The organism is Bacillus sp. FSL K6-6540, assembly GCF_038007545.1.
Genome location: NZ_JBBOXH010000001.1, coordinates 2,724,791 through 2,748,805 on the forward strand (window position 1 = coordinate 2,724,791; position 24,015 = coordinate 2,748,805).

The 24,015-nt window shown below is 49.7% G+C and carries 26 protein-coding genes; 24 read left to right on the plus strand and 2 right to left on the minus strand.

Features of this window, described 5'->3' with window-relative positions:
* Positions 1–15: 15 nt before the first annotated feature.
* The 10 genes from MHH82_RS12200 (at position 16) to MHH82_RS12245 (ending at position 9,368) form a co-directional block, all read left to right on the plus strand.
* On the plus strand, positions 16–573 hold the full coding sequence (locus MHH82_RS12200; protein WP_015734660.1) for a DUF402 domain-containing protein: 558 nt from the start codon (positions 16–18) through the stop codon (positions 571–573).
* Positions 573–1,226, plus strand: a complete 654-nt coding sequence (locus tag MHH82_RS12205; protein WP_015734661.1) for a YdcF family protein — start codon at positions 573–575, stop codon at positions 1,224–1,226. The genes MHH82_RS12200 and MHH82_RS12205 overlap by 1 nt, the downstream gene beginning before the upstream one ends.
* Before the next feature lie 82 nt (positions 1,227–1,308).
* A complete protein-coding gene (locus MHH82_RS12210; protein ID WP_015734662.1) occupies positions 1,309–2,292 on the plus strand; it encodes an AAA family ATPase in 984 nt (327 codons plus the stop codon).
* 121 nt (positions 2,293–2,413) lie between these two features.
* A complete protein-coding gene (hflX, locus tag MHH82_RS12215; RefSeq protein WP_015734663.1) occupies positions 2,414–3,706 on the plus strand; it encodes a GTPase HflX in 1,293 nt (430 codons plus the stop codon).
* A gap of 147 nt (positions 3,707–3,853) precedes the next feature.
* Positions 3,854–5,107: a methionine gamma-lyase family protein gene (locus MHH82_RS12220; protein WP_036665473.1), complete on the plus strand. Its 1,254-nt coding sequence runs from the start codon at positions 3,854–3,856 to the stop codon at positions 5,105–5,107.
* Between the two features lie 81 nt (positions 5,108–5,188).
* Positions 5,189–5,599, plus strand: coding sequence for a MerR family transcriptional regulator (locus MHH82_RS12225; RefSeq protein ID WP_006209652.1), 411 nt, complete (start codon positions 5,189–5,191; stop codon positions 5,597–5,599).
* A 62-nt stretch (positions 5,600–5,661) separates the two neighbouring features.
* On the plus strand, positions 5,662–6,990 hold the full coding sequence (glnA, locus tag MHH82_RS12230) for a type I glutamate--ammonia ligase (protein ID WP_015734665.1): 1,329 nt from the start codon (positions 5,662–5,664) through the stop codon (positions 6,988–6,990).
* Positions 6,991–7,207: 217 nt separating this feature from the next.
* Positions 7,208–7,891: a stalk domain-containing protein gene (locus MHH82_RS12235; RefSeq protein ID WP_340965841.1), complete on the plus strand. Its 684-nt coding sequence runs from the start codon at positions 7,208–7,210 to the stop codon at positions 7,889–7,891.
* Between the two features lie 141 nt (positions 7,892–8,032).
* Complete coding sequence (locus tag MHH82_RS12240) at positions 8,033–8,569, plus strand: RNA polymerase sigma factor (RefSeq protein WP_251494592.1); 537 nt, start codon at positions 8,033–8,035, stop codon at positions 8,567–8,569.
* Entirely contained in the window at positions 8,562–9,368 is an 807-nt protein-coding gene (locus MHH82_RS12245) for a hypothetical protein (protein WP_251494595.1), read from the plus strand. The genes MHH82_RS12240 and MHH82_RS12245 overlap by 8 nt, the downstream gene beginning before the upstream one ends.
* 68 nt (positions 9,369–9,436) lie before the next feature.
* Here the strand turns inward: MHH82_RS12245 and lexA are convergent, their stop codons facing one another.
* Positions 9,437–10,063: a transcriptional repressor LexA gene (gene lexA, locus MHH82_RS12250; RefSeq protein WP_009596010.1), complete on the minus strand. Its 627-nt coding sequence runs from the start codon at positions 10,061–10,063 to the stop codon at positions 9,437–9,439.
* 175 nt (positions 10,064–10,238) lie between these two features.
* On the opposite strand from lexA, the gene MHH82_RS12255 reads away from it, so the two are divergent.
* The 5 genes from MHH82_RS12255 (at position 10,239) to MHH82_RS12275 (ending at position 13,324) form a co-directional block, all read left to right on the plus strand.
* Entirely contained in the window at positions 10,239–10,610 is a 372-nt protein-coding gene (locus MHH82_RS12255) for a LysM peptidoglycan-binding domain-containing protein (RefSeq protein ID WP_015734669.1), read from the plus strand.
* A gap of 290 nt (positions 10,611–10,900) precedes the next feature.
* Positions 10,901–11,107 (plus strand): DUF896 domain-containing protein, encoded by a 207-nt coding sequence (locus MHH82_RS12260; RefSeq protein WP_015734670.1) that lies wholly within the window; start codon positions 10,901–10,903, stop codon positions 11,105–11,107.
* A 158-nt stretch (positions 11,108–11,265) separates the two neighbouring features.
* Positions 11,266–11,790, plus strand: coding sequence for a hypothetical protein (locus MHH82_RS12265; RefSeq protein WP_009596012.1), 525 nt, complete (start codon positions 11,266–11,268; stop codon positions 11,788–11,790).
* A 43-nt stretch (positions 11,791–11,833) separates the two neighbouring features.
* A complete protein-coding gene (locus MHH82_RS12270) occupies positions 11,834–12,625 on the plus strand; it encodes an HAD family hydrolase (protein WP_015734671.1) in 792 nt (263 codons plus the stop codon).
* A 294-nt stretch (positions 12,626–12,919) separates the two neighbouring features.
* Positions 12,920–13,324, plus strand: coding sequence for a FixH family protein (locus tag MHH82_RS12275; protein WP_015734672.1), 405 nt, complete (start codon positions 12,920–12,922; stop codon positions 13,322–13,324).
* Between the two features lie 99 nt (positions 13,325–13,423).
* On the opposite strand, the gene MHH82_RS12280 is transcribed toward MHH82_RS12275, so the two are convergent.
* Positions 13,424–13,960, minus strand: a complete 537-nt coding sequence (locus tag MHH82_RS12280; protein ID WP_015734673.1) for a cupin domain-containing protein — start codon at positions 13,958–13,960, stop codon at positions 13,424–13,426.
* Positions 13,961–14,129: 169 nt separating this feature from the next.
* On the opposite strand from MHH82_RS12280, the gene metH reads away from it, so the two are divergent.
* The 9 genes from metH (at position 14,130) to MHH82_RS12325 (ending at position 23,995) form a co-directional block, all read left to right on the plus strand.
* Positions 14,130–17,570, plus strand: coding sequence for a methionine synthase (gene metH / locus MHH82_RS12285; protein ID WP_340965849.1), 3,441 nt, complete (start codon positions 14,130–14,132; stop codon positions 17,568–17,570).
* Positions 17,571–17,656: 86 nt separating this feature from the next.
* Positions 17,657–18,583 (plus strand): ribonuclease Z, encoded by a 927-nt coding sequence (rnz, locus tag MHH82_RS12290; RefSeq protein WP_145035684.1) that lies wholly within the window; start codon positions 17,657–17,659, stop codon positions 18,581–18,583.
* Positions 18,584–18,943: 360 nt separating this feature from the next.
* Positions 18,944–19,732, plus strand: coding sequence for a TIGR01457 family HAD-type hydrolase (locus tag MHH82_RS12295; RefSeq protein ID WP_340965852.1), 789 nt, complete (start codon positions 18,944–18,946; stop codon positions 19,730–19,732).
* 53 nt (positions 19,733–19,785) lie between these two features.
* Complete coding sequence (locus MHH82_RS12300) at positions 19,786–20,607, plus strand: Fpg/Nei family DNA glycosylase (protein ID WP_015734677.1); 822 nt, start codon at positions 19,786–19,788, stop codon at positions 20,605–20,607.
* A complete protein-coding gene (locus tag MHH82_RS12305; protein WP_096773381.1) occupies positions 20,597–21,445 on the plus strand; it encodes a deoxyribonuclease IV in 849 nt (282 codons plus the stop codon). The genes MHH82_RS12300 and MHH82_RS12305 overlap by 11 nt, the downstream gene beginning before the upstream one ends.
* 15 nt (positions 21,446–21,460) lie before the next feature.
* Positions 21,461–21,799 carry a cyclic-phosphate processing receiver domain-containing protein gene (locus MHH82_RS12310; RefSeq protein ID WP_015734679.1) on the plus strand — a complete coding sequence of 113 codons (339 nt, stop codon included), beginning with the start codon at positions 21,461–21,463 and terminating at the stop codon, positions 21,797–21,799.
* On the plus strand, positions 21,796–22,143 hold the full coding sequence (locus MHH82_RS12315) for a thioredoxin family protein (RefSeq protein ID WP_015734680.1): 348 nt from the start codon (positions 21,796–21,798) through the stop codon (positions 22,141–22,143). Before MHH82_RS12310 ends, MHH82_RS12315 begins: the two co-directional genes overlap by 4 nt.
* On the plus strand, positions 22,140–22,913 hold the full coding sequence (locus MHH82_RS12320; RefSeq protein WP_340965854.1) for an ABC transporter ATP-binding protein: 774 nt from the start codon (positions 22,140–22,142) through the stop codon (positions 22,911–22,913). The genes MHH82_RS12315 and MHH82_RS12320 overlap by 4 nt, the downstream gene beginning before the upstream one ends.
* Before the next feature lie 5 nt (positions 22,914–22,918).
* Positions 22,919–23,995 carry an SAM-dependent methyltransferase gene (locus MHH82_RS12325; RefSeq protein ID WP_015734682.1) on the plus strand — a complete coding sequence of 359 codons (1,077 nt, stop codon included), beginning with the start codon at positions 22,919–22,921 and terminating at the stop codon, positions 23,993–23,995.
* The last annotated feature ends 20 nt before the right edge of the window (positions 23,996–24,015 follow it).

Here is a 24,015-nt window from a genome sequence, read left to right on the forward strand (position 1 = left end):
GGGAGGAAAAGTTCCATGAAACGTAAATTCGGAGATCGGGCGAATTGGCGCCGTATCACGCGCCGGCACTTCACTTCCCGGTATGTGGAATGTGAGCAATTTACAGGGTATCTCACGTTATATACCATCTATGGCCTGAAAGAACCGTTGTGGAAGACGTATGGCCGTCATACTTACCGAATCGCGGACAAAGGCTATTCATGGCTGCAGTATTATCCCAAGGACAGCCATTACATCGTTACGGCCATGTTTGACGACAAGCGGAATATTGTTCAATGGTATATCGATATTTGCAAGAAACAGGGTGTAACCGATCAGGGCGTTCCATGGTTTGACGATCTATACCTGGACGTTGTGGTCGTCAAGAATGGCGAAGTGTTCTTGCTGGATGAAGATGAGCTTGAGGATGCCCTGCGCCGGAATGATATTACCCGGGATGATTACAGGCTTGCCAAGGTGACTGCACGAAACCTGCTTCGGGCCATCGACGCACATGAATTTCCTTACTTTATGATGTCACTGAAGCATCGCGACCAGTTATTTCATAACGGAGAGTTCAGGAGGAAGAAATAATGCGTCAGGAAATACATAAAGGCCTGCCGACCGCAGGCACAAGAAAGAGAGCGTGGTATCGGCGAGGGATCTATACCCTGCTCTCGCTCGTCGTTCTCGGAGTTTTATGGTCAGGTTATGCGTATTGGAAAATCGAAAGCGCCGTCAGCAGACCGGCGGAGAAAGCGGACGTCGGCATCATTTTGGGCGCCTCCATGTGGGGGGATCAACCTAGTCCCGGCCTTCGCGAACGCCTTGAGCATGCGCTGGTTGAGTATAATGCCGGTCGATTTGATACCTTCATTGTTACAGGCGGTCTGGATAAACCCGAGTACAATTATACCGAAGCCGAGGGGATGAGAAACTTCCTGGTCGAGGCAGGGGTGCCCGAAGAACGAATCTTCCTTGAGAACGAAGCTACGAGCACTTACGAGAATTTGTTATACAGCCAAGCGATCATGGAGGAGCACGGGTGGAACACCGCTATCATTGTAACCCATGATTACCATGGGACGAGGGCCATGGAGGTCGCAACAGCCCTTGACTACGATCAACCCTCGATGTCGCTGACGGAATCTACCGTTCTGCCCATGGCCAAGCACAAGTCCCGGGAAGTGCTGGCTTATACGAAATGGACGGCCGATCGGCTGTTGATCGCCATGGGTGTCCTATGAGGACGAAACTTCTAATAAGCAGGCTGTAAATAGAATACATTGGAATAGATAGTCAGCCCTTTGGATAAAGAGGTGAGGAGCAATGAACGGGCGTGTAACGGCCGCAAACGGCCGATCTGAAGGACGGCCATCCCGGCAGATAAATGTCGTGCTCCGCAGCGCGGAACCCCCACTCATCAGCAGTGCGGTTCCGGAACGCGAACCGGCCCCTTCGCCGAACCCTGTTTCCCAGCACAGTCTATTCCAGGAAATACAAAAAGAGCTGGATCAGCTGGTAGGTCTCGAACAGATCAAAGACCTGGTGTTTGAAATCTATGCTCTGCTTCAAGTAGCCCAGATGCGTTCGGAAGCAGGCTTATTAAGCGGCGGTCATGTATACCATATGATTTTCAAAGGAAATCCCGGTACGGGCAAAACGACGGTCGCCCGCATCGTGGCGAAGCTGTTTCAGAAGATGGGCGTGCTGAATAAGGGTCATCTGGTCGAAGTGGAGCGGGCGGACCTCGTAGGCGAATATATCGGCCACACGGCACAAAAGACCAGGGAACTGGTCAAGAAGGCGTTGGGTGGCATTTTGTTCATCGACGAGGCCTACAGCCTCGCGCGCGGAGGCGAGAAGGATTTTGGCAAGGAAGCGATCGATACGCTTGTCAAAGCCATGGAGGATCATAAAAACCAGTTCATTCTTATTCTGGCGGGTTACAGCGATGAGATTGATTTTTTTATGGATACGAATCCTGGTTTGCATTCCCGTTTTCCGATCCAGATGGACTTCCCGGATTACAATCTGGATCAATTGATCCAGATTTCGGAGCTGATGGCGAAGGAGAGAGACTACATCTTGATGCCGCAATCGCTGAACAAGCTGAAGGACCACCTGCAGCTTGAGAAGGAACATGGGCTGCACGCCTTCAGCAACGCGCGTTATGTACGGAATGTCATCGAAAAATCGATAAGGAATCAATCGGTTCGGCTGTTGAATCAATACGTAACGGGCAACCCGGGCAAGCTGGAGCTTATGACCCTGCGGCCGGAGGACTTTAAGTTAAACGGAAAATTACAATGATTTTAAGCTTGTCTTCGAACATAATGAAGGGGTAACGCTGCTTTCTTTGGATCATAATGTTTATTGCAGGCAGCAGCGGTTAGTTAAATTAGTAGACGTATCGTTAGAAGGAGTTGGCTATATGACAAATATAACGCATGATACCCGGACAGAGATCGAAGATAAGGCCGTTCTGGTCAGTTTGGTAACGGACGCGGTTAAACGCACCGGGATTAATCCGGAACACTCGCTGCAGGAGCTGGTTCAGCTGGCCGAAACCGCTGGAGTAGAGGTACTGGATGTCATTACGCAAAATCGGGAAGTGCCGGATTCCAAGTGGTTCATCGGCAAAGGGAAAGTCGAAGAGCTGCGCATGGCGATTGATGGATTAGGCGCAACCACGGCCATATTCGACCAGGAATTATCCGGGGCGCAGGTTCGAAATCTGGAAGAATCGCTTGATGTCAAGATTATCGACCGGACTCAATTGATTCTGGATATTTTCGCGCAGCGGGCGAAAACGCGTGAGGGAATTATCCAGGTGGAGCTGGCCCAGCTTACGTACCTGCTCCCGAGGTTGTCGGGACATGGCAAAAATCTGTCCAGGCTCGGAGCGGGAATCGGAACGCGCGGACCGGGGGAGAGCAAGCTCGAAACCGACCGCAGGCATATTCGCGACAGAATCAGCGATCTGAAGCGGCAGCTGGATGAAGTCACCCGGCATCGGACGCTCCATCGGGAACGCCGGAAGAAGAGCGGGGCCGTGCAGGTTGCGCTTGTCGGTTACACCAATGCCGGCAAATCGACTTTGTTGAATCGATTAACGGCCGCAGACGTTTATATCGAAAATCAATTGTTTGCGACGCTGGATCCCACTTCGCGCGTGCTGGAGCTGCCAAGCGGCAAAGAAGTCGTGCTTACGGATACCGTAGGATTCATACAGAATCTTCCCCATGATCTGGTGGCTGCGTTCCGTGCGACGCTGGAAGAAGCCAACGAAGCCGATCTGATCCTTCATGTCGTGGATGCTTCTTCACCTATGCGGGATGAACAGATGGCGGTGGTACAGTCCATTCTTCAGGATTTGGGAGCCTCAGATAAACCTCAAATCGTCCTGTTTAACAAAAAGGATGCATGTGAGCCGGGCCAGCTGGAAATGCTGCCGACGGGTGAGGGGCAATTAAAGATCAGCGCGTACGTTGATCAGGATTTGGAATCGGTGCGCGAAGCGATTCAGGACCGGCTCTCCGGAGGCAACGTCACGTTCCGGATTCCGGCCGACCGCGGCGATTTGAACTCGGTAGTATACCGGGTCGGAGACGTGTTAGAGCAGTCTTTTGACGAGAATGATATCCTCTATGAGGTCCGGATCAATAAAGCGGATTATGAAAAGATGGGTTATTTACTTCATGATTACGTTCAGAATGGATCTTAAGCATAGGTAGTAAATGCGCATAAGCCCCTGTTCAGGGGCTTATATTGCGTGTTCCGGGCGGTTTTGAAACGTTGATGAGTTCTATGTAACAAAAATATGTGTTAAGATGTGAGACATCATGTGTATAAGAGGAGAGAGCAGTTCGTCATGGCAAGATTTTCGCAAGATATACTTGAATTGAGCAGTGAGATTGAGTCCAAAATCAGTCGGCGTATACGGGAGATTGACACCATTGTTGATTTTAATCAGTGGAAGGTCATTGATGCTTTCCAGAAGTTTCAGGTGAGTGATTTCCATTTTGCGGGTTCCACCGGCTATGCCTATAATGATCGTGGCCGTGAAGTGCTGGATGAAGTTTACGCTGACGTCTTCAGAGCCGAATCGGCCCTGGTCCGGCCCCATTTTGCTTCGGGTACCCATACGATCTCGACGGCTTTGTTTGGTGTATTACGACCGGGAGATGAGCTGCTTTATATTACAGGGCGTCCCTACGACACGCTGCATAAAGTCATTGGCGAGCCCGGGGACGGCACCGGATCGCTGCGCGATTTCGGTATCGGCTATCGTGAGGTGGCCCTGACAGAACAAGGGGACATTGATTGGGAGCAGGTCGAGAGTGCTATCGCGCCTTCGACGAAAGTTATCGGTATCCAGCGTTCCCGGGGATATGATTGGCGGTCTTCGTTTACCGTTGCCCAAATTGGCGAGATGGTAAGCCGTATACGGTCCATTCGCGAGGATGTAATCGTGTTTGTGGATAACTGCTACGGTGAGTTTACGGAGCGTCTGGAACCGACGGAGGTCGGCGTTGATCTGATGGCGGGTTCCCTAATCAAAAATCCTGGCGGCGGCATTGCCGAAACCGGCGGCTACATATGCGGCAAAGCAGCCTATGTCGAGCAGGCGGCGTATCGGCTGACTGCACCCGGAATCGGACGTGAAGTCGGGGCTATGCTGGGAACAACCCGAGGAATCTATCAGGGCTTATTCCTGGCACCTTCCACCGTCGGGCAAGCCATCAAGGGAAGCGTCTATGCTGCTGCGATGTTTGAAGCCGTGGGATTTACGACCAAGCCGGGCTGGCAGGATGAGCGTACCGATTTGATCCAGGCGGTATCTTTTAGCGGAGCGGAACATCTGATCGCTTTTGTACAAGGGATTCAACAGGCCGCTGCCGTGGACAGCCATGTGGTTCCCGAACCTTGGGATATGCCGGGATATGAGCATCCGGTGATCATGGCGGCAGGCACGTTCATTCAGGGAGGAAGCCTGGAATTGTCCGCGGATGCGCCTATCCGTTCACCCTATATCGGCTACATGCAGGGTGGTTTGACTTATTCTCATGTTAAATATGGGGTACTTATGGCACTCCAAAGCATGAAAGATCGTAAACTATTGTAAGTTATCCTCACATGCGGTTGACGTGGCTGATCAGGAAATGTACAATAGGATCAGAATAACCACTTGGAAGGTTGATGAGATATGGGTGATGAGATTCGGAGGAATATGGCGTTATTTCCGATAGGCATTGTTATGAAGCTTACGGATCTATCTGCCAGACAAATTCGCTATTATGAGCAGCATAATTTAATTGTCCCAGCCCGTACGTCGGGCAACCAACGCCTGTTTTCCTTCAATGATGTGGAGCGACTGCTAGAGATTAAGGCTTTGATTGAAAAAGGCGTGAACATTGCCGGCATTAAGCAAGTCATGAACCCGGTCACGAAAGAGTCTGAAGAGGCTACCGTCATTACGCCGGATACGGAGAACAGACGCCGTGAGATGTCGGAGTCGCAGCTGCGCCGTTTGCTGAAGCAGGAATTGATTACCGCTAAAAGACCGGGTCAGGTTTCATTGATTCAAGGGGAATTATCCCGGTTTTTTAATAAATAAGGATTGCCATGCTATCATTCTTCATGGAGTCTAGTTTTTTTATTTAAAAAGGAGAGGATAAAGTGAGTTATACGAGAGAGGACATTCTACGCATCGCCAAAGAAGAAAATGTTCGATTTATCCGCTTGCAATTTACAGATTTGCTGGGAACGATCAAAAACGTTGAAATTCCGGTAAGCCAGCTGCCTAAAGCGCTTGATAATAAAATGATGTTTGACGGTTCTTCCATCGAAGGGTATGTGCGTATCGAGGAATCCGATATGTACCTGTACCCGGATCTGGATACCTTCATGATCTTCCCTTGGGTATCCGAGGATCGCGTCGCGCGTCTGATCTGTGATGTTTACATGCCGGACGGCACCCCATTTGCGGGAGATCCGCGCGGTATTCTGAAGAGAGCACTGAAGGAAGCCGAAGAGATGGGCTTCACTTCCATGAATGTCGGTCCGGAGCCGGAATTCTTCCTGTTCAAAACCGACGAAAAAGGCAATCCGACCATGGAGCTGAATGACCAGGGCGGATACTTTGACCTGGCGCCTACGGATCTCGGCGAGAACTGCCGCCGTGACATCGTGCTGACGCTGGAAGAGATGGGCTTCGAAATCGAAGCTTCTCACCATGAGGTTGCGCCTGGCCAGCACGAAATCGACTTCAAGTACGCAGATGCGATCAAAGCGGCTGACCAGATTCAAACCTTTAAATTGGTTGTTAAGACGATCGCTCGTCAGCATGGTCTGATTGCAACGTTTATGCCAAAACCGCTATTCGGCGTAAACGGCTCCGGCATGCACTGCAACCAATCGCTCTTCAAAGGCGGCGAGAACGCGTTCGTTGATGAGAGCGACGAGCTTGGCCTGAGCGTAACGGCTCGGAACTATATGGCGGGTATTCTTAAGCATGCACGCGCGTTTGCTGCGATCACGAACCCGACGGTGAACTCGTACAAGCGTCTCGTGCCTGGTTACGAAGCACCTTGCTACGTGGCATGGTCTGCAAGTAACCGCAGCCCGATGATTCGTATTCCAGCATCCCGCGGTCTGAGCACGCGCATCGAAGTGCGTAACCCGGATCCGGCTGCGAATCCGTATCTGGCTCTGGCTGTCATGCTGAAAGCTGGCTTGGACGGCGTTAAGCGTGAGCTGTCGCTTCCGGCACCGATCGACCGCAACATCTACGTGATGACGGAAGAAGAGCGCATCGAGGAAGGCATCCCAAGCTTGCCAGCAAACCTGAAAGAAGCGCTCAACGAATTGATCCGCAGCGAAGTCATTTCCGATGCACTCGGTGACCATGCGCTGGCTCACTTCTACGAGCTGAAAGAGATCGAATGGGATATGTACAGAACGCAAGTTCACCAATGGGAACGCGATCAGTACATTACAATGTATTAATAGAGGAATCCCCGCTGCCAAGTGGCAGCGGGGATTTTTTTTGTCTAAACCGTAAGTACGTTTTTAGCTTACGTGTTTGAACAACTCAGGTATTATAACTTTTAGTCGCTAAGGTCTTTAAGACGACACTCCATTGTTTTTATGTGATTGAATTCATCCATGAAGTCACTTACAATATTACTTGAATTTGAATTCCAATATATAGGAGGTTCAGGTGATGAAAAAGAAATATATTCTCTTACTCTCAGTGGCAACGATGTTAGGAGGAATGACAATAGGGGTAGGAGCTGCTCCTGCACTAGAAAAAATAAGTGCAAATTTAAACTGGGGAATTAAATATGAGGTTAATGGTGAAGATTGGGTTCCAAAAGATCAATCAGGAAAAAAACTTGCAACAATTACATACAACAACTCAAATTATATCCCTGTAAAAGCGATCTCCGAGGCACTTGGCTCTGTCGTTGAATATGATAGCAAGAATCAAAAAATTATTATCGGAGAAAAACCAGATACAACAATTATAACCAAAGAAGGAATCAAGATTAATAGTACTTCCCTCACCACAAGTGATAAGCAGTACACCGAACATAATGGAAAAGATTACGGTTCCGGTATCGTAATGAGAGAAATTAATAATTCTGAAAAAACGATCATTCTTGAACCAAAAGGAAAATATAAAGTACTAGATCTTTCATTGTTACCGATTAATATCCGTAATGATATCTCAGTAACGATATATAATGGCAAGACAAAGATAAAAGAACTTATGCTGTCGCCTAAAGATATTGGACAGCATATCGTTATTGATATTGAAGATGCAAATCAAATTGAAGTAAATGTGAAATTTCAGAAAGATATAACAGGGGATGACACTATATTCCTGACAGGTACATATAAATAATTCTTTTACAGAATCAGTTCAGTCACGCACTAATATTAGTCCATAAAGAATCTTCCCTTACCTACGGGAGATTCTTTTTTATTTTACGAAAAAAGGAACCTTTGCTCGCTTCCATGACTCTAATTAGATGAGGTGAATCGGTTGGAGCTCGAATACTTAAAGCAGATGACGGTCATGGACAGCCAGACGCTGGATAAAATCATGAATGAATATGGAAACGATGTGTGGAATTATGCGTATTTTTTGACCAAACAGCATGCCTTGGCAGACGATATTGCACAAGAAGCCTTTATTAAGGCCTATTACGGCATACATACCTTTCGCGGTCAGGCGACGCTGAAAACGTGGCTGCTAACGATCACGCGACATACGGCGTTCCGGTACAAACAGGCTTTTTTCTTTCGGAAAGTCATCCTTAAAGACAAGCTTATCGTCAGTTCATCAAGCCAGTCAGCGGAAGCGGAATATTTGGACGAGCAGTATACGGATGAAATATGGGCAATAATTATGACTTTGCCGAGCAAGCTTAGGGAAGTATTGGTCCTGGACCTATACTATGAAATGCCGATGCATGAGATTGCGGAGCTGCTTCATATTGCGACAGGCACCGTAAAATCAAGATTGCATCGGGCCAGGAAAAGAGTGCAAAACCTAATGAAGGAGAAGAACGATGAATGAGGATAAACCAGGCTGGTACAACCGGGCGAAAAAAGCTCCCTTTACAGATGAAAAGTTCACTTCCGAAATGAAAAAAAACGTGCATAGGTCCGTGATTTTCACCGACAGCAAACCTAAACGTCGAAAGTACTTACAAGTTGGATTAGCTGGCGGGTTCATGCTTCTGATTATTTTATTTGCCTTTCAATTGCCTTATGGCAGGGACGAACAACAGAGAGCAGGGACTATGCCCCCTACTAAGGAGGAGACAATCCGGGCACAAGGCGTAACGGATGAAGGACGGTTAAACGTTATTGCAGTTGGACAGGAAAAAATAACGACATTGGGTGCACCGAGCTGCTTCGGTATCGAAACGGATCGGTCGTTTACCGGAAACTACAGCGTGCAGTATAGTACTAACCAAGTTACAAATGAAGTCACTACGCTGGAGGGGCTTACATTTATTCAACCGACATCTGCTCCAGTTGATATGATTCGCTTGCCGTTTCAAGATGCCGATGTATTTATACTGGCACCGCAATATAGGGACTGTCATGGCATACAAATCTATGCGTTCGCCGTAGAGCATGAAACGGGTAATGCCGTGCAGCTTCGATTTCAGGATGAGTCCTTGGTATCCTACTTTTCGTATTATAGACCAGGTACGGCTCCCGAGGTGAAGGAGAATAAGCTTGTTCTGCAGTCTACGGAGGGACCGGGAGGCGAAGGTTCGCCGGATTATGTTTCTGAAAGAATGTATCAATTAGATCTTAGGCAAAATGCGTTGGTTCTAGTGTTGCGTAAGACCGGAACGTTCTAGTGCATGTCCTAAAAAAGAGGTTACCATCCAAATAAGGAAGGTAACCTCTTATTCATAATTCTATGGAATTAGTGTACGTCCCTGAAGAGACCGATCACTTTCCCGAGAATCGTAACATGGTTCAAGCGCAGCGGCTCATAGGTAGGATTCTCCGGCTGCAATCGTACATGATCCTTCTCCTTATAGAAGGTCTTCACGGTTGCTTCATCTTCTTCTGTCATTGCAACGACAATGTCACCATTGTCCGCGGTTTGCTGCTGGCGAACGATGACGTAGTCACCGCTGTGAATACCGGCTTCAATCATACTGTCGCCGACTACGGACAACATGAACACTTTATCGTCGCCCACGTAATGCTGAGGGAGCGGGAAATAGTCTTCAATGTTCTCCATGGCCGTAATCGGCACGCCTGCTGTGACTTTCCCGACGACAGGCACTCTGGCTATGGTGTGCGTAAACAGATTCGCGCTCTCGGATTCTTCTTGGCCAAGCAGCTCGATCGCTCTTGGTTTCGTAGGGTCACGGCGGATCAGGCCTTTCTTCTCCAAACGGTCCAGATGACCATGGACCGTAGAACTGGAAGCTAGTCCGACAGCCTCGCCGATTTCCCGGACAGAAGGCGGGTAACCCTTGCTACGAACTTCGTTGCGGATAAACTCTAAGATCGCCAGCTGGCGGCTGGATATTTTCGACATGCCGTATCAACCCCATTTAGTAACGTTTGGGAAAATTATAACATAGAACTACCGTTCGTACAAACATAAGTTCTAAAATAAAATAGAACAAATGTTCTTTTGGGTATTGAATCAAACAAGTGTTCGTGTTAAGATGAATCCATAAGAGAACACTTGTTTGGGAGATGATGATTCCATGTTGAAATACAGTACATACCGCAGCATTTATGAGAACGTTCCGGTGGTAACAGAACAATCATCGAAGAATTGGGGCATTTACTTGAAATCGAAGATAGCTTCGATCCCTTTGAATAAACTGTTGTTCACCCTGCTAATTGTGGCCATCTTTTGGACAGGTGCATATTCCGTTTTTGCCGGTGGGACAGAGAAGCCGACTGGAGAGAAGCAGGTGATCGTTCAATATGGCGATAGCTTGTGGCGAATTGCTTCCCTTCACAAACCTGCGGATATGGATACACGCGTATATCTGGATAGCATACGAAGAATGAACGGATTGAAGGGTCCGGACATACAGGCTGGGGAAGTGCTGTCATTGCCGGTTTGGTGATTTGACGTTGCTTCAACCAATAGGCATTCATACTCCATATAATCACCACATACGGCTGGTTACTTCCTGTTTAATGACACATCATATTCTGCTTGTCAGATTGAATCATTTACGCGTAATAGCGCGTTTACAATAGATAACTATAGATTTCCTCCCCATAGACGGTATTCGTTTATGCGCATCATATATTCCTATTTGTTCTGAGAAGAGTTTGCAAGGGCTCAGTTGCCTTGACAAGCTCTTTTTCACATGTTTAAGTTATACATGATATCGAAATTGGAGGAGAAGTCATGGACATCGATACTTTGGTAGAACGCATCAATGTATTAGCAAGAAAGAAGAAGAATGAAGGGCTGACCGAGGAGGAGCTCAAAGAACGGGCCGAGCTTCGGGAAATATACCTTAACAATATTCGCAGTAACTTTAGACAACAGCTGGAATCGATTGAATGGGTTGATGAAAACGAACAAAAAGGCGGCCCGCGATTAAAGCACTAGTCGATAACCGTTCAAGGATATATATTTAGAGGATCCGTGAACAGATCGAAGGATAGCATAATACTACTTGGGGTACCGGCCATTCGGATAATCGATTACGGTTACCCCAAGTTTATATGGTTTATAAACATTTTGATTATGAGTTCAGGGGGAACCAAATGTCACGTTCATGGGAAAGAAAAGTCAGCAAAAATATGTCGCAACTTAACAAACAGCGCAAAAAGCAGGGATTGACCTCGTATCAAGGGTCTGCGATTAATGATAAGCATGACGTGTTTAAGGGACGTAAGTATGTACTTCCGTTAGTGCTTGTTGCATTGGCCGGTTTGTATGCGCTTCTCGGAACGGCAACTTCACAGGCAGCCGGCGGAAGCAATGATGTATTGAATTGGGTTGGCGTCAGCTTGTATATCCTGTTGGCGCTCATGATATTTCTCCGCAAGCCTTATTTGAAGATTGAACGGGCCTCCGTGTCGACCATGAAGTTCAACCGGGAACGCCGTCTGGCCGTATCGGATATCGAGAAGATCAAATTGGCTTCGGGTTCCGTCGTGATCCAAGGCAAGGGAAAAGCAGGCAACTGGGTGTTCTCACGAATGATGAATCTTTACGATACCAAAGCCATGGGCGAAAGATTGGAAGAGTTTGCAAAGACTCATCAAATTCCAGTGGAGCACAACTAACCCGATAGAGTAGATCACAATGTATATGAGGAGTGGGAGAGAAATGCCGATTGCTGCGGTTTTGTTTGATTTGGACGATACGTTGTTGTGGGATGAACGCAGTGTAGAAGAAGCGTTTGAAGTGACATGCCAAGCCGGAGCGGCGGAGACCGGCGTTGATGCCGGCGCGCTTTTGGCCGCGGTGCGTGAAGAAGCAAGAGCATTGTATGAATCCTATGATACTTTTGCTTTTACCAAAATGATCGGGATCAATCCGTTTGAAGGCTTGTGGGCTAATTTTACGGCTGGATCCCAGCCCGAATTCCGAAAGCTGCAAGAATTGGCTCCCGTATACCGCAAGGAATCCTGGCGTCGCGGACTTCATCGCCTTGGCGTTGATAATGAAGCGTTGGCGGAGACGTTGGCAGCGCAATTTGCTGCGGAACGCAGAACAAGACCTTACGTATATGAAGAAACCTTTGAAGTGCTGAAGGAATTACAGGGTAACGTGAAGCTGCTGCTTCTAACGAACGGAAGTCCGGATTTGCAGCAGGAGAAGCTTGATGGCGTTCCGGAACTGGTCCCTTATTTTGACCACATTATTATCTCGGGTGATTTCGGCAAAGGCAAGCCGGATGTTTCCATATTCAAGCATGCACTTGATCTGTTAGGCGTCGAGGCGGATCAGGCCGTGATGGTGGGAGATAAGCTGACCACAGATATTAAAGGCGGGAATGCCGCAGGACTGCATACGGTTTGGATCAATCGGGTAGACCGGCCTCATGATCCGGCCATTCAGCCGAAGTTTGAGATCAAACATTTATCCGAGCTGCATGCTATTGTGGCGTCCTTATAAATGACGTGATCAAGAGTTCACGACTATTCTACAAGATCTATTAGCGAGATATATTAGCGTACATAGGAACAGTCCTGCCAGCATCTGATGCGATTCGGGGCTGTTTTTTTGTTGGTTGCCATGTTTGAAAGGAAAGAGGCTGTTGGCAGTGACAAACGTCACACAATTGTAAGCTGCATGAGATAGAAGTTAAAGAATAATGCGATATAATGAATTAGGAAAATGACGCTGTTTGGAATGGACCATTACGTGAATAAATCATACATAGCATGAATTCGTAAAAGAGGTGGTTGGATGACCAGGAAAAAGATGGCCTTTATTGCAGCCATGGTGTTGATGGCGGTTGCGCTTGCCGCATGCAATGACAGCAAGGCGGCGCCCAGTGATGATGTGATGGCGGAGCCGATTATCGTAGAGCTCTCTCTGACGCCAGAGAGCATTAAGGCAGGCGAGAAAGTGTTGATCGAAGCGAAGGTAACACAAGCAGGCAGCCCGGTCGAAGATGCAAACGACGTGGAATTCGAAGTGACGCTGGAAGGCGGAGGCGTTCAGGCAAAGGTTCCGGTTAAGCATGATCAAGGCGGGGTCTACAAAATGGAGAAAACCTTCGAGGAAGCAGGAACCTATCGCATCGTTTCCCATGTCACGGCTAGAGGGCAGCACTCCATGCCGCTGAAGGAATTGACGGTAACCGAGTAATACACAATACACAGCCAATAAACAAGGCAGCGCATCCATCCGTTGGGCGGATCATGCGCTGCCTTATTCCATTTTCCTATTCAGTCAACCGCTTAAGGCTTATTGAAATTGGGGATCTTCTACCGGAGTAGCTACCCAGCCGTTCTCTTCAATAAAGAGACGAACCGCGATGATCTGCTTGTTCTCCATCAGCGTGAAGAAATGAGGCGTGTTTTCCGGTACGGAGATAACGTCGCCCGGCTCAAGCTCTACGTTAAAGTAACCGACATCGTCGGAGCCTTTAATAATGAAGATCCCTTTGCCGCCAACGATCGCACGGATTTCGTCTTCCGAGTGGGTGTGAACTTCTTCGAATTTTTTAAGCAGGTCCTCTATATTGGGCGTGGACTCGGAAAGCGTGATGACATCCCAGATTTTGTAGCCGCGTCTTGCAGCCAGGTCGCGAATTTCTTCGTCAAAAATGTCCAAAATGCGCTGCTTATCTTCATCACTCAGCTTGAAATTTTCTTGAAGATCTGCCGGGAGTTTATCCATATTCCAATGCTCATAAACAACCTCTTGGTTATTCAGGAATTCCCGAACATTTTCTTCCCCAGTAATGCGTTCGTTCGTGTTGCGAATCACGATTTCTGCCATAGCTTTAACCCTCTTTCTCCCGTTGGATTAATATGTATTATAGCCCCCCTCACAGCATTTGTCATCTGCAAATGTTGATTTGTACCGATAGCTGCGCAATATTTCGACTTTTCTATTGAAAAGTATTCTGATACACTAAGATTTAACGTTTTCGGGGGAGGTTTATGAGTTGAACAAGCCTAGCTTACAAGAAGTGCTTAAAGAACGAATATTAATTCTTGACGGTGCCATGGGCACGATGATCCAGCAAGAGGACCTCTCGGCTGAAGATTTTGGCGGCCCGGAGCTGGATGGCTGCAATGAAATGCTGGTCATTCATCGGCCCGACGTCATTCAAAAAATACATGAACAATATCTTGAAGCAGGTGCCGACCTGATTGAAACCAATACATTTGGCGCAACCTCCGTTGTGCTTGCTGAATACGATATACCTGAACTTGCCCGGGAAATCAACCTGAAAGCGGCTCATCTGGCCCGCGCTGCAGTTGAGAAATATTCCACGCCGGACAGCCCGCGATATGTCGTGGGAGCGATGGGTCCGACAACCAAGACGCTGTCGGTTACCGGCGGCGTGACCTTCGCCGAATTGATCGAGAGTTACGAGGAGCAAGCCGTGGCCTTGATTGAAGGCGGCGTGGATGCCCTGTTGCTCGAGACGTCGCAGGATACGCTAAACGTGAAAGCGGGGAGCATTGGGATTCGACAAGCGTTTGATAAGACAGGCGTCACCCTTCCCATCATGATATCCGGCACAATCGAACCGATGGGAACAACGCTTGCGGGACAGAACATCGAGGCGTTTTACATTTCTTTGGAACACTTGAATCCGGTATCCATCGGCCTGAACTGTGCAACGGGTCCGGAGTTCATGCGCGACCATATCCGTTCCTTGTCCGAAATGTCGAGAAGCGCGATCAGCTGTTATCCGAATGCGGGTCTGCCTGACGAGAATGGTCAATACCATGAATCTCCTGAATCGCTTGCCCAAAAGATGGGGGCTTTTGCTGAAAAAGGTTGGCTTAACATCGCTGGAGGATGCTGCGGTACGACACCTGACCACATCCGGGCTTTAAAACAAACGATGGATGGCTTCACCCCACGTCCGCTTGAGGGTGGGCACTTGCCGGCATTGTCCGGCATCGAGCCGGTATATATCGAGCAGGAAAACCGCCCGTATATGGTGGGCGAGAGAACAAATGTTCTGGGTTCGCGCAAATTTAAGCGTTTGATCGTGGAAGGAAAATATGAGGAAGCCTCCGAGATCGCTCGTGCTCAAGTCAAGAATGGCGCCCATGTCATTGATGTATGCGTACAGGATCCGGATCGCGAAGAAGCCGAGGATATGATCCAATTCCTGGAGCTGGTGGTGAAAAAGGTGAAGGTGCCGCTGATGATCGATACAACCGATCCGGCGGTCATTGACTTGGCCCTGCAATATTCGCAAGGGAAAGCGATCATTAACTCCATTAACCTTGAAGACGGCGAGGAGAAATTTGAGCATGTGACTCCGTTGGTGCACAAATACGGCGCAGCGGTCGTCGTAGGGACCATCGATGAGAGCGGCCAAGCGATCCATCGCGACGACAAGCTCAAGGTGGCGCAGCGGTCTTATGATCTCTTGGTGAACAAATACGGCATTTCGCCTGAGGATATTATTTTCGACACGCTTGTGTTCCCTGTAGGTACGGGTGACGAGCAGTACATCGGATCAGCCAAGGAAACGATTGAGGGCATTCGCATGATAAAAGAAGCCATGCCCAAAGTGCATACGATCCTCGGCATCAGCAACGTTTCCTTCGGATTGCCGGAAGCGGGCCGTGAAGTGCTGAACTCCGTGTATCTGTACGAATGCACGAAGGCCGGATTGGACTACGCAATCGTGAACACGGAAAAGCTCGAGCGTTATGCCTCCATTCCGGAGGAAGAGCGGCGTCTGGCGGAGGATCTGATTTATCGAACCAATGATGAGACGCTGGCGGCATTCGTCGCCGCGTTCCGGGATAAAAAGGTAGAGAAGAAGGTAAAGGTATCCAATCTGACGCTGGAAGAAAGACTTGCCTCTTATGTGGTGGAAGGCTCCAAGGAAGGCCTGATTCCTGATTTGGATGAAGCCTTGACCAAATACGGCGCGCTGGAGATCATTAATGGCCCGCTAATGGCAGGGATGACCGAGGTTGGCCGCTTGTTTAACAACAACGAGCTCATTGTGGCGGAGGTGCTGCAAAGCGCCGAAGTGATGAAAGCCTCCGTGGCGTATTTGGAATCCTTTATGGAGAAAAACGAGTCGTCGGTCAAAGGGAAAATCATGCTGGCCACCGTGAAGGGCGACGTCCATGATATCGGAAAAAACCTGGTGGAGATCATCTTGTCCAACAATGGTTACCAAATCATTAATTTGGGTATAAAAGTACCACCGGAGCAAATTATCGAGGCTTACCGGCGGGAGCAGCCTGACGCCATCGGGTTATCCGGTTTGTTGGTCAAATCGGCACAGCAGATGGTATCCACCGCCCAGGACTTGAAAAACGCGGGCATTAGCGTTCCGATCATGGTTGGCGGGGCCGCGTTGACGCGGAAGTTCACGAAGACGCGCATTCGCCCCGAATATGACGGAATGGTGCTCTACGCGAAAGACGCGATGGACGGGCTTGCATTGGCCAACCAGCTGAGCGATCCGGTGCTGCGGACCCAAATGGCGGAAGAGATTAAGGCGGAGCAGGAAGCGGATGCAGCGGCGCCACAAGTTGTAAAAGTAATGCCGAAGCTGTCTGAAGGACTCCGATCCAAGATATCGACCGAAGCCCCGGTGTATATACCGCCGGATATGGAGCGGCATGTGCTCCGGAATTATCCGATTTCGCACATCCTGCCTTATATCAACATGCAAATGCTGTTGGGACATCATTTAGGCCTTAAAGGATCCGTGGAACAACTGCTCAAAGCCAATGATCCGAAGGCGGTATCGCTTAAGGAAACCGTTGACGGCATTCTGGAAGAGGCAGTTCAATCGGGAATCATACAGGCACATGCCATGTACCGTTTCTTCCCGGCGCAGTCGCGAGGAAATGATATCATCATATACGATCCAAAGGATGCATCAAAAATATTGCATACCTTTACGTTTCCAAGGCAGCAGGTGGAGCCGCATCTGTGCTTGGCGGACTTCCTGAAATCCGTAGACAGCGGGGTGATGGATTACGTCGGGTTCCTGGTCGTTACGGCAGGGCACGGCGTCGGGAAATTGTCCGGGGAATGGAAGGATAAAGGCGACTATCTCCGTTCCCATGCACTTCAATCGGTTGCCCTGGAAACGGCTGAAGGGCTGGCAGAGCGAATTCACCATATGATGCGGGATACGTGGGGATACCCCGATCCGGCAGACATGACGATGAAACAGCGCCTGGGAGCGAGATACCAAGGCATTCGCGTATCCTTCGGATATCCGGCATGCCCGGATCTGGAGGATCAGGAGCCTTTATTCAAATTGATGCAGCCAGAAGATATCGGCGTTCATCTTACCGAGGGTTTCATGATGGAACCGGAGGCGTCGGTATCCGCGATGGTGTTCAGCCATCCGGAGGCTCATTATTTTAACGTGGATAAAGCTTAACATTTGAATACCGGTACAGCCGGTTTGAAATCCTCCGAATGTTTCGGGGGATTTCTCCGGTTTACAACCGAAAGGGGAGAAGAGGGATGGAACTCTATTTTCTAGGAACAAATGCGGGGGTTCCGACGCTGCAGCGTAACGTGACCTCGATTGCACTGCGAATGCTGGAAGAACGAAGAAGTCTGTGGCTGTTTGATTGTGGAGAAGGCACGCAGCATCAAATATTAAAGTCCCCGCTCAAGCTGTCCAAGCTTGAAAAGGTATTCATTACCCATATGCATGGTGATCATGTATTCGGTTTGCCAGGTTTGCTATCCAGCCGAGGTGCCCAAGGGGTAACATCACCCCTGACGATATATGGTCCCCCAGGCATCAAAGTCTTCATTGAAACTACGCTGAGCATCAGCCAATCGCGCGTCCCTTATACGATGGAGGTCATCGAGCACACCGGTGGCGTGTTGTTTGAGGACGATAATTTCCTCGTGGAATCGGCCAAGCTGGATCACAGGGCCGAGAGTTACGGCTACCGTGTCGTGGAGAAGGATCTCCCCGGCAGTCTGGACCTGAAACGGTTGGCGGACTATGGACTCAAGCCAGGGCCGCTCTATGGCAAGCTGAAAAGAGGGGAAAGCGTGGAACTCGGCGACGGCCGATGGATTCATGCCTCGGATGTGCTCCTGACACCGAAAAAAGGGAGGGTGGTCACGATTCTCGGGGATACGCGGCCATGCGCAGGCGTGGAGGCTTTGGCCAAGGACGCGGATCTCCTGGTCCATGAGGCCACATTCATGGAGGATCTGTCGGAGCTCGCGCACGAATACTATCACAGTACCGCCAAACAGGCGGCGGAAGCGGCTAAACGGGCTGGGGTAAAAGCGCTGTTCTTGACCCACTTCAGCTCTCGGTATAAGGATATCGATCATTTACAGCCGCTGCTAAACGAAGCGAGGGAGATATTTGCGAATACGCGATTGGCGGAGGATTTCGGGTTGTATCCTATCCAGCGTTCCTAGGCATGCACAGCGGTGAATTACGTGGAAATATCGGGTGGTCGGGGGCATTATTTTCCGGGAAAGCGCAGGATGCGACAAAGCGGTTCATAAACGCTAAGACTTGGACAGTCTTCGATTTCTTTCGACGCGTCGACCGTCAGAATGAAGCGATCGGCATGAACCTTGCAACCGGTAATGGGCTTCTTTACAATAATACTATCGGTATTTCTAAGTTCATTATAGTAAAGGACAGTTGAATGCCTGCAGCCATACATATATTTATGATGATTAACCCTTACGACACGGCCTTGAATGGTCACCTTTTCATCAGATGAATCATTTATGCCGTGAAGGAAAGAAATAAAGAAGGTGCATTTATTCATGGAAAAACCAAAAGGATTGCTGATTGACCTGGACGGAACGCTGTACCATGGCCGGAATCGAATCGAGGGGGCTGACCTGCTGATCGAGCGGTTGAAAGAAATGCAGATTCCGTTCCTGTATGTAACGAACAATTCTTCGCGCACGCCGGAGCAGGTGGCGGCTCACCTGATGGAGATGGGGATTCCTGCCTTGCCGGAGGAAGTATGCACATCCTCCTTCGCTGCAGCTAAATATATCGCTGAGGAGTCGCCCGGTGCCAAGGTGGCGATGCTCGGCGAAGAGGGACTTCGCGAAGCGCTGTTGTCCGCTGGCCTTACCATCGTGGAGCAGTCCCCTGAATACGTCATTCAAGGAATCGACCGCTCGTTTGATTACGATAAGTTGACCCGTGCCGTTCGCTGGATTCAGGAGGGAGCTGTGTCGATCTTGACCAATCCGGATCTGCAGCTGCCATCCGATACCGGCCTGATGCCTGGTGCTGGCTCGCTTGGGGCTTCGATCGAGGCCGCTTCGGGAGTTAAGCCGACGGTTATCGGTAAGCCGTCCTCGATCTTGATGAAGTATGCCTCGGATCGCTTGGGTTTGGCTCCGGAAGAAACTTATGTAATCGGAGATAATATTCGTACGGATATTGCCGCTGGCGTGCATGCCGGCTGCAAGACGGTCCTCGTCATGACCGGAATCACGACCGATCGCAATATGGAAGCGCATATGGAAGCCGCCGGCGTCACGCCAGACTATATATGCCGGGATTTGAACGAAGTGATCAGCCTGCTGTGTTCATGATAAGCAAAAGTATTATACATAAACTTGTGTGTTGACGAAAGGGAAGATGAATCATGCCGGAACTGCCGGAAATGGAGAATTACCGAAGATTGTTATCTCAGAGCATTCTGAATGTGCCGATCACCGATGTGGTCGTGAACCGTGAAAAATCCTTGAATGTGACGATTGACGAGTTTACTTCGGCCCTGAAGGGAAGCAAGGTCATTTTTGTGGAGCGGAGAGGCAAACACCTCATATTCCATTTGCATAACGGAGGCAGACTCCTGCTGCATCTGATGCTGGGGGGCATTTTGTATCTGGGACGCAGGGATGATGAGGAGCGCCCTTCCCGTTCGACTCAGGTCGAGATCACTTTCGGTGACCAGGTGCTGTATTTTATCGGCCTTCGCCTGGGTTATCTGCATTTTCTAACAGCGAGGGAAACCGAGAACGCCCTAAAAGACCTTGGTCCTGAGCTTCTGGATCGGCGAATGACCAAAGCGCGTTTCGTCGAACTGATTGGAAAACGGCGGGGCGCCTTAAAAACGACGTTGGTCAATCAACAAGTCGTCGCCGGCATCGGCAACTGTTATGCGGACGAGATCGCTTTTGATGCCCGAATCCACCCGCTATCCAAAATTCAGGATTTGCCGGAGGAGTCACTTGAGCAGCTGTACGACAGCACCGTCAAAGTGATGCACGAGGCGACGGACGGCGGAGGATACATGGAAATGCCCTTTCAGGAAGGGGATGTGCTGACAGGTGCTTATAACGACGAATGCAAAGTGTACGATCGTGAAGGAGAACCCTGCGTTCGCTGCGGTACGCCGATCGTGAAGGCGGAGCACGCCTCGCGCAAAGTTTTCTTTTGCCCGAATTGCCAGCATGAAGTCTAAAGTCCGGATTGGAAGTCATGTCAGCACACGGGGCGGATTTCTTGCGGCAGCCCAGCATGCAGCCGGGATCGGTTCACTGGCGTATCAGTATTTTCCGAAAAATCCGCGCAGCCTTCACTTGAAGACGCCGGATGTCCGCAATGCTGCGGCTTGCGCGAAGTTTTGTCAGGAGCAGGGGCTCGTCTCGATCGCGCACACGCCTTATCCAACGAATATGGCGGTTGGTTTGACCCGGGGAGAAGAATTTTATCGGTTGACCGTGGATTCCCTTAAGAATGATCTTATGATTGCCGAGGCTTGCGGGTCGCTGGGCATCGTTGTACATTTTGGGCATCTCAAGAGCCAGAACGTGCTTGAAGGGTACCAGAACATTATTCGCTGCATGAATGATGTGCTGGCTTCCTGGGCGGGCAGGGCCAAGCTACTGATCGAGAATCAGGCGGGAGACCATGGAGCTATGGGAATGACGCTTGAAGAGTGCGTTAAGGTTAGACAGCTTGCCGATTATCCGGAAAAAATAGGCTTTTGTCTGGATACCTGCCACTTGTTTGCCGCCGGAGGCTGGGACTTATCGAATACGGATGAGCTCCTTGCCAGAGGCAAGGAGCTAGCCTATTGGGAATCGGCGGTAGCCGTTCATTTAAACGATTCGAAATATGGAGCCGGCTCAAGAAAAGATCGCCATGCCCGCATCGGGCAAGGCATGATAGGAACAGAAGCATTGAAGCGCCTGGTTCTGGCACCGGAACTTGCGGGTAAGGCTTTTGTCCTGGAAAGTGAAAAAGGAGCTGACGGCACGCATCGGGAAGACATTGCCAAGGTGCTGTCCTGGTCCTGATAGGGAGAGGGTAGGATGATTCATCTTTATTTAGACGACTGGCGCCCCAATCCGAAAGGATTCGCGCTGGCTCGAAACGGGGAAGAATGTTTGCTGATGCTCCGTGAATGCGAAGTGGACGTTCTGTCGCTTGATTTTGAACTCGGGCATGGCCAAATGAACGGCGGCGACGTCGTTGCGGCCATGATTGCCGAGAATCTACAGGCTAATGAAATATATTTGCACACCTCAAGCCCGTCGGGCAGAAGAAAAATGTATGAGCTGCTGTATGAGCACATGCCAAAAAGCGTCAAGGTCCACAATGGACCGATGCCCGAATCCGTGCTGCGGGAAGTCGCCCAAGGTTCAAGATGATTGAGGTTACGCAGCGCGAACTGTTGGAGAGGCTGGAATGGCAGGAGCGTCTGATGAAGCGTGACGCGAAGGCGGATCCTGTCATCGTTTTTTTGCATACGCCATTATGCGGTACTTGCGCGGCAGCGCGTAAGATGCTGGATGTCGTGGAGTTTGTGGTGCCCGATGTACAGATGCTGGCAGCGGACGTGAATTTCCTTCCGGGCATCGTGGAACGGTATCAAATTCGAAGCGTTCCGGCGCTGCTCGCGATCCCATCAAGCCCTGGCGCAAACGCTGAAGTGCTTTACCGGATGGGCTCCGTGCAGGATATCGTCAGTTTTGTAAGGAGCGTGAAGCCATGATTTCTTTGCAGCACCTGTCGCTCATTCGTAGGAACCGCCACATTTTGAATGATGTCAGCATTGAAATGAAGCCGGGTGAAAATTGGGTGATCCTGGGCAGGAACGGATCCGGCAAAACGACGCTGCTGGAAATGATGACGGGATATATGTTCCCTTCCAGTGGACGCGTAGAAGTGCTGGGCCATGTATACGGCCAATGTGACGTTCGGGAGGTTCGTAAATCCATCGGTTATATCAGCCAATCGCTGCTGGAGAAATTGACGCTGAGCGACCCGGTGTGGGAGGTTGTGGCAACAGGGGCGTATGCCTTTTTACGCTTTTATCAGGACATTCCGGAAGAGGCCAGAAGTTTAGCCTACAGCCTGCTGAACGAAATGGATTTCGGCCGCTTGGCGGAGCTGCCTCTCGGGACCTTGTCTCAAGGGGAACGGAAAAAAGTGATGCTGGCACGCTCCCTCATGTCCAATCCGAAGATTCTGATTATGGATGAACCGTGTGCCGGTTTGGATTTGTATGAACGGGAGAAGATGCTGCATGAGATTGACCGGCTGAGGCAGCGTAATATTACGGTCGTGTACGTCACGCATCATGTCGAGGAGATTGTCCCTTTATTTACTCATGTGGCGCTTATTAAAGACGGGCGGTTGACGGCCGCGGGACGCAAAGATGAAGTATTAAACCATGAACTTATCAAACAAACTTATGATATCGACGCTCAGCTGGAATGGGATGGCGGACGTCCCTGGATCAAAGTTATTTCTGGAGGTTAATCCGTTTGGACGAATTAAACGTAATGCAGGAACATGAGGAACAGAATCAGAACCATCGGGATTTTCACAGTAAATGGGTATGCACAGCAAATCATGGTTTCGCTCCGTATGCCCAGGAAGAGCTGCGCCGGATGTTTGGCAGCCTAAAAAGCACCATGATGATGCCAGGCGAGGTGTTTTTGATGACACTCGGCAGCTCCGAAGCTGAGGCTAAGCGGCTGATTACGTCAAAGCCGCCTATTTTCCTGCGGCATCTCTTTCCGGTACAATGGGAAATCGCGGCCGAATCCGTAGACGCAGCGCTGCAATTGACAGCAGATCATGTGCTGAAGCGGGAGGAGATTAGCCAAAGCCGCGCATCCATCCAAATCCGCAAGACGGAGAACAGCTCATGGACTGAGAGCCCCGCAGCCCTTCGGGACGATTTGCAGCTTCGCTTGGCACCGCTTGAGCTGGAATACACGGTCCAGGCACCCGAATGGATCATTTCACTATTCGCTGCTGACAATGTCTGGTATGCCGGTGTGTCGCGTCCGGAGGACAATCTGTCGGATTGGAACGGAGGCGCGGTCCGTTTTCAGCGGGAAGAGGGTCAAATCTCAAGAGCCAAATTTAAGCTGCTTGAAGCCGAGAAGCAGTTCGGGATACCCTTCGATACGTTCCGCAAGGCTGTCGATATCGGAGCAGCGCCTGGAGGCTGGACATCCTTTTTATTGGAACGCGGCTTGCAGGTTACGGCGGTAGATCCGGCGAAAATGCACCCCTCCCTGGATGGGCATAAAAACCTGCGTGTCATCCATAAAAATGCTGCGGACGTAACGTTTAGAGAGCATGAATTCGATCTGCTGGTATGCGATATGAGCTGGAGCCCCAAACTGATGGCCCGAATGGTGACCGGGCTGCTGCACAGCCTTGAAACGGGCGGCACGGCCGTCGTTACGGTTAAGCTGCTGACCAAGAAGCCAATGGCATTGGTGAAGGAGATCATGTCGGTATTTGAAGCGTCCAGAATGCAGATTCAGGGAGCGAAGCAGTTGTTCCATAATCGGGACGAGATTACGCTTTATATGATTAAGTATTAAAAAAGCCTTTACAAGTTCAA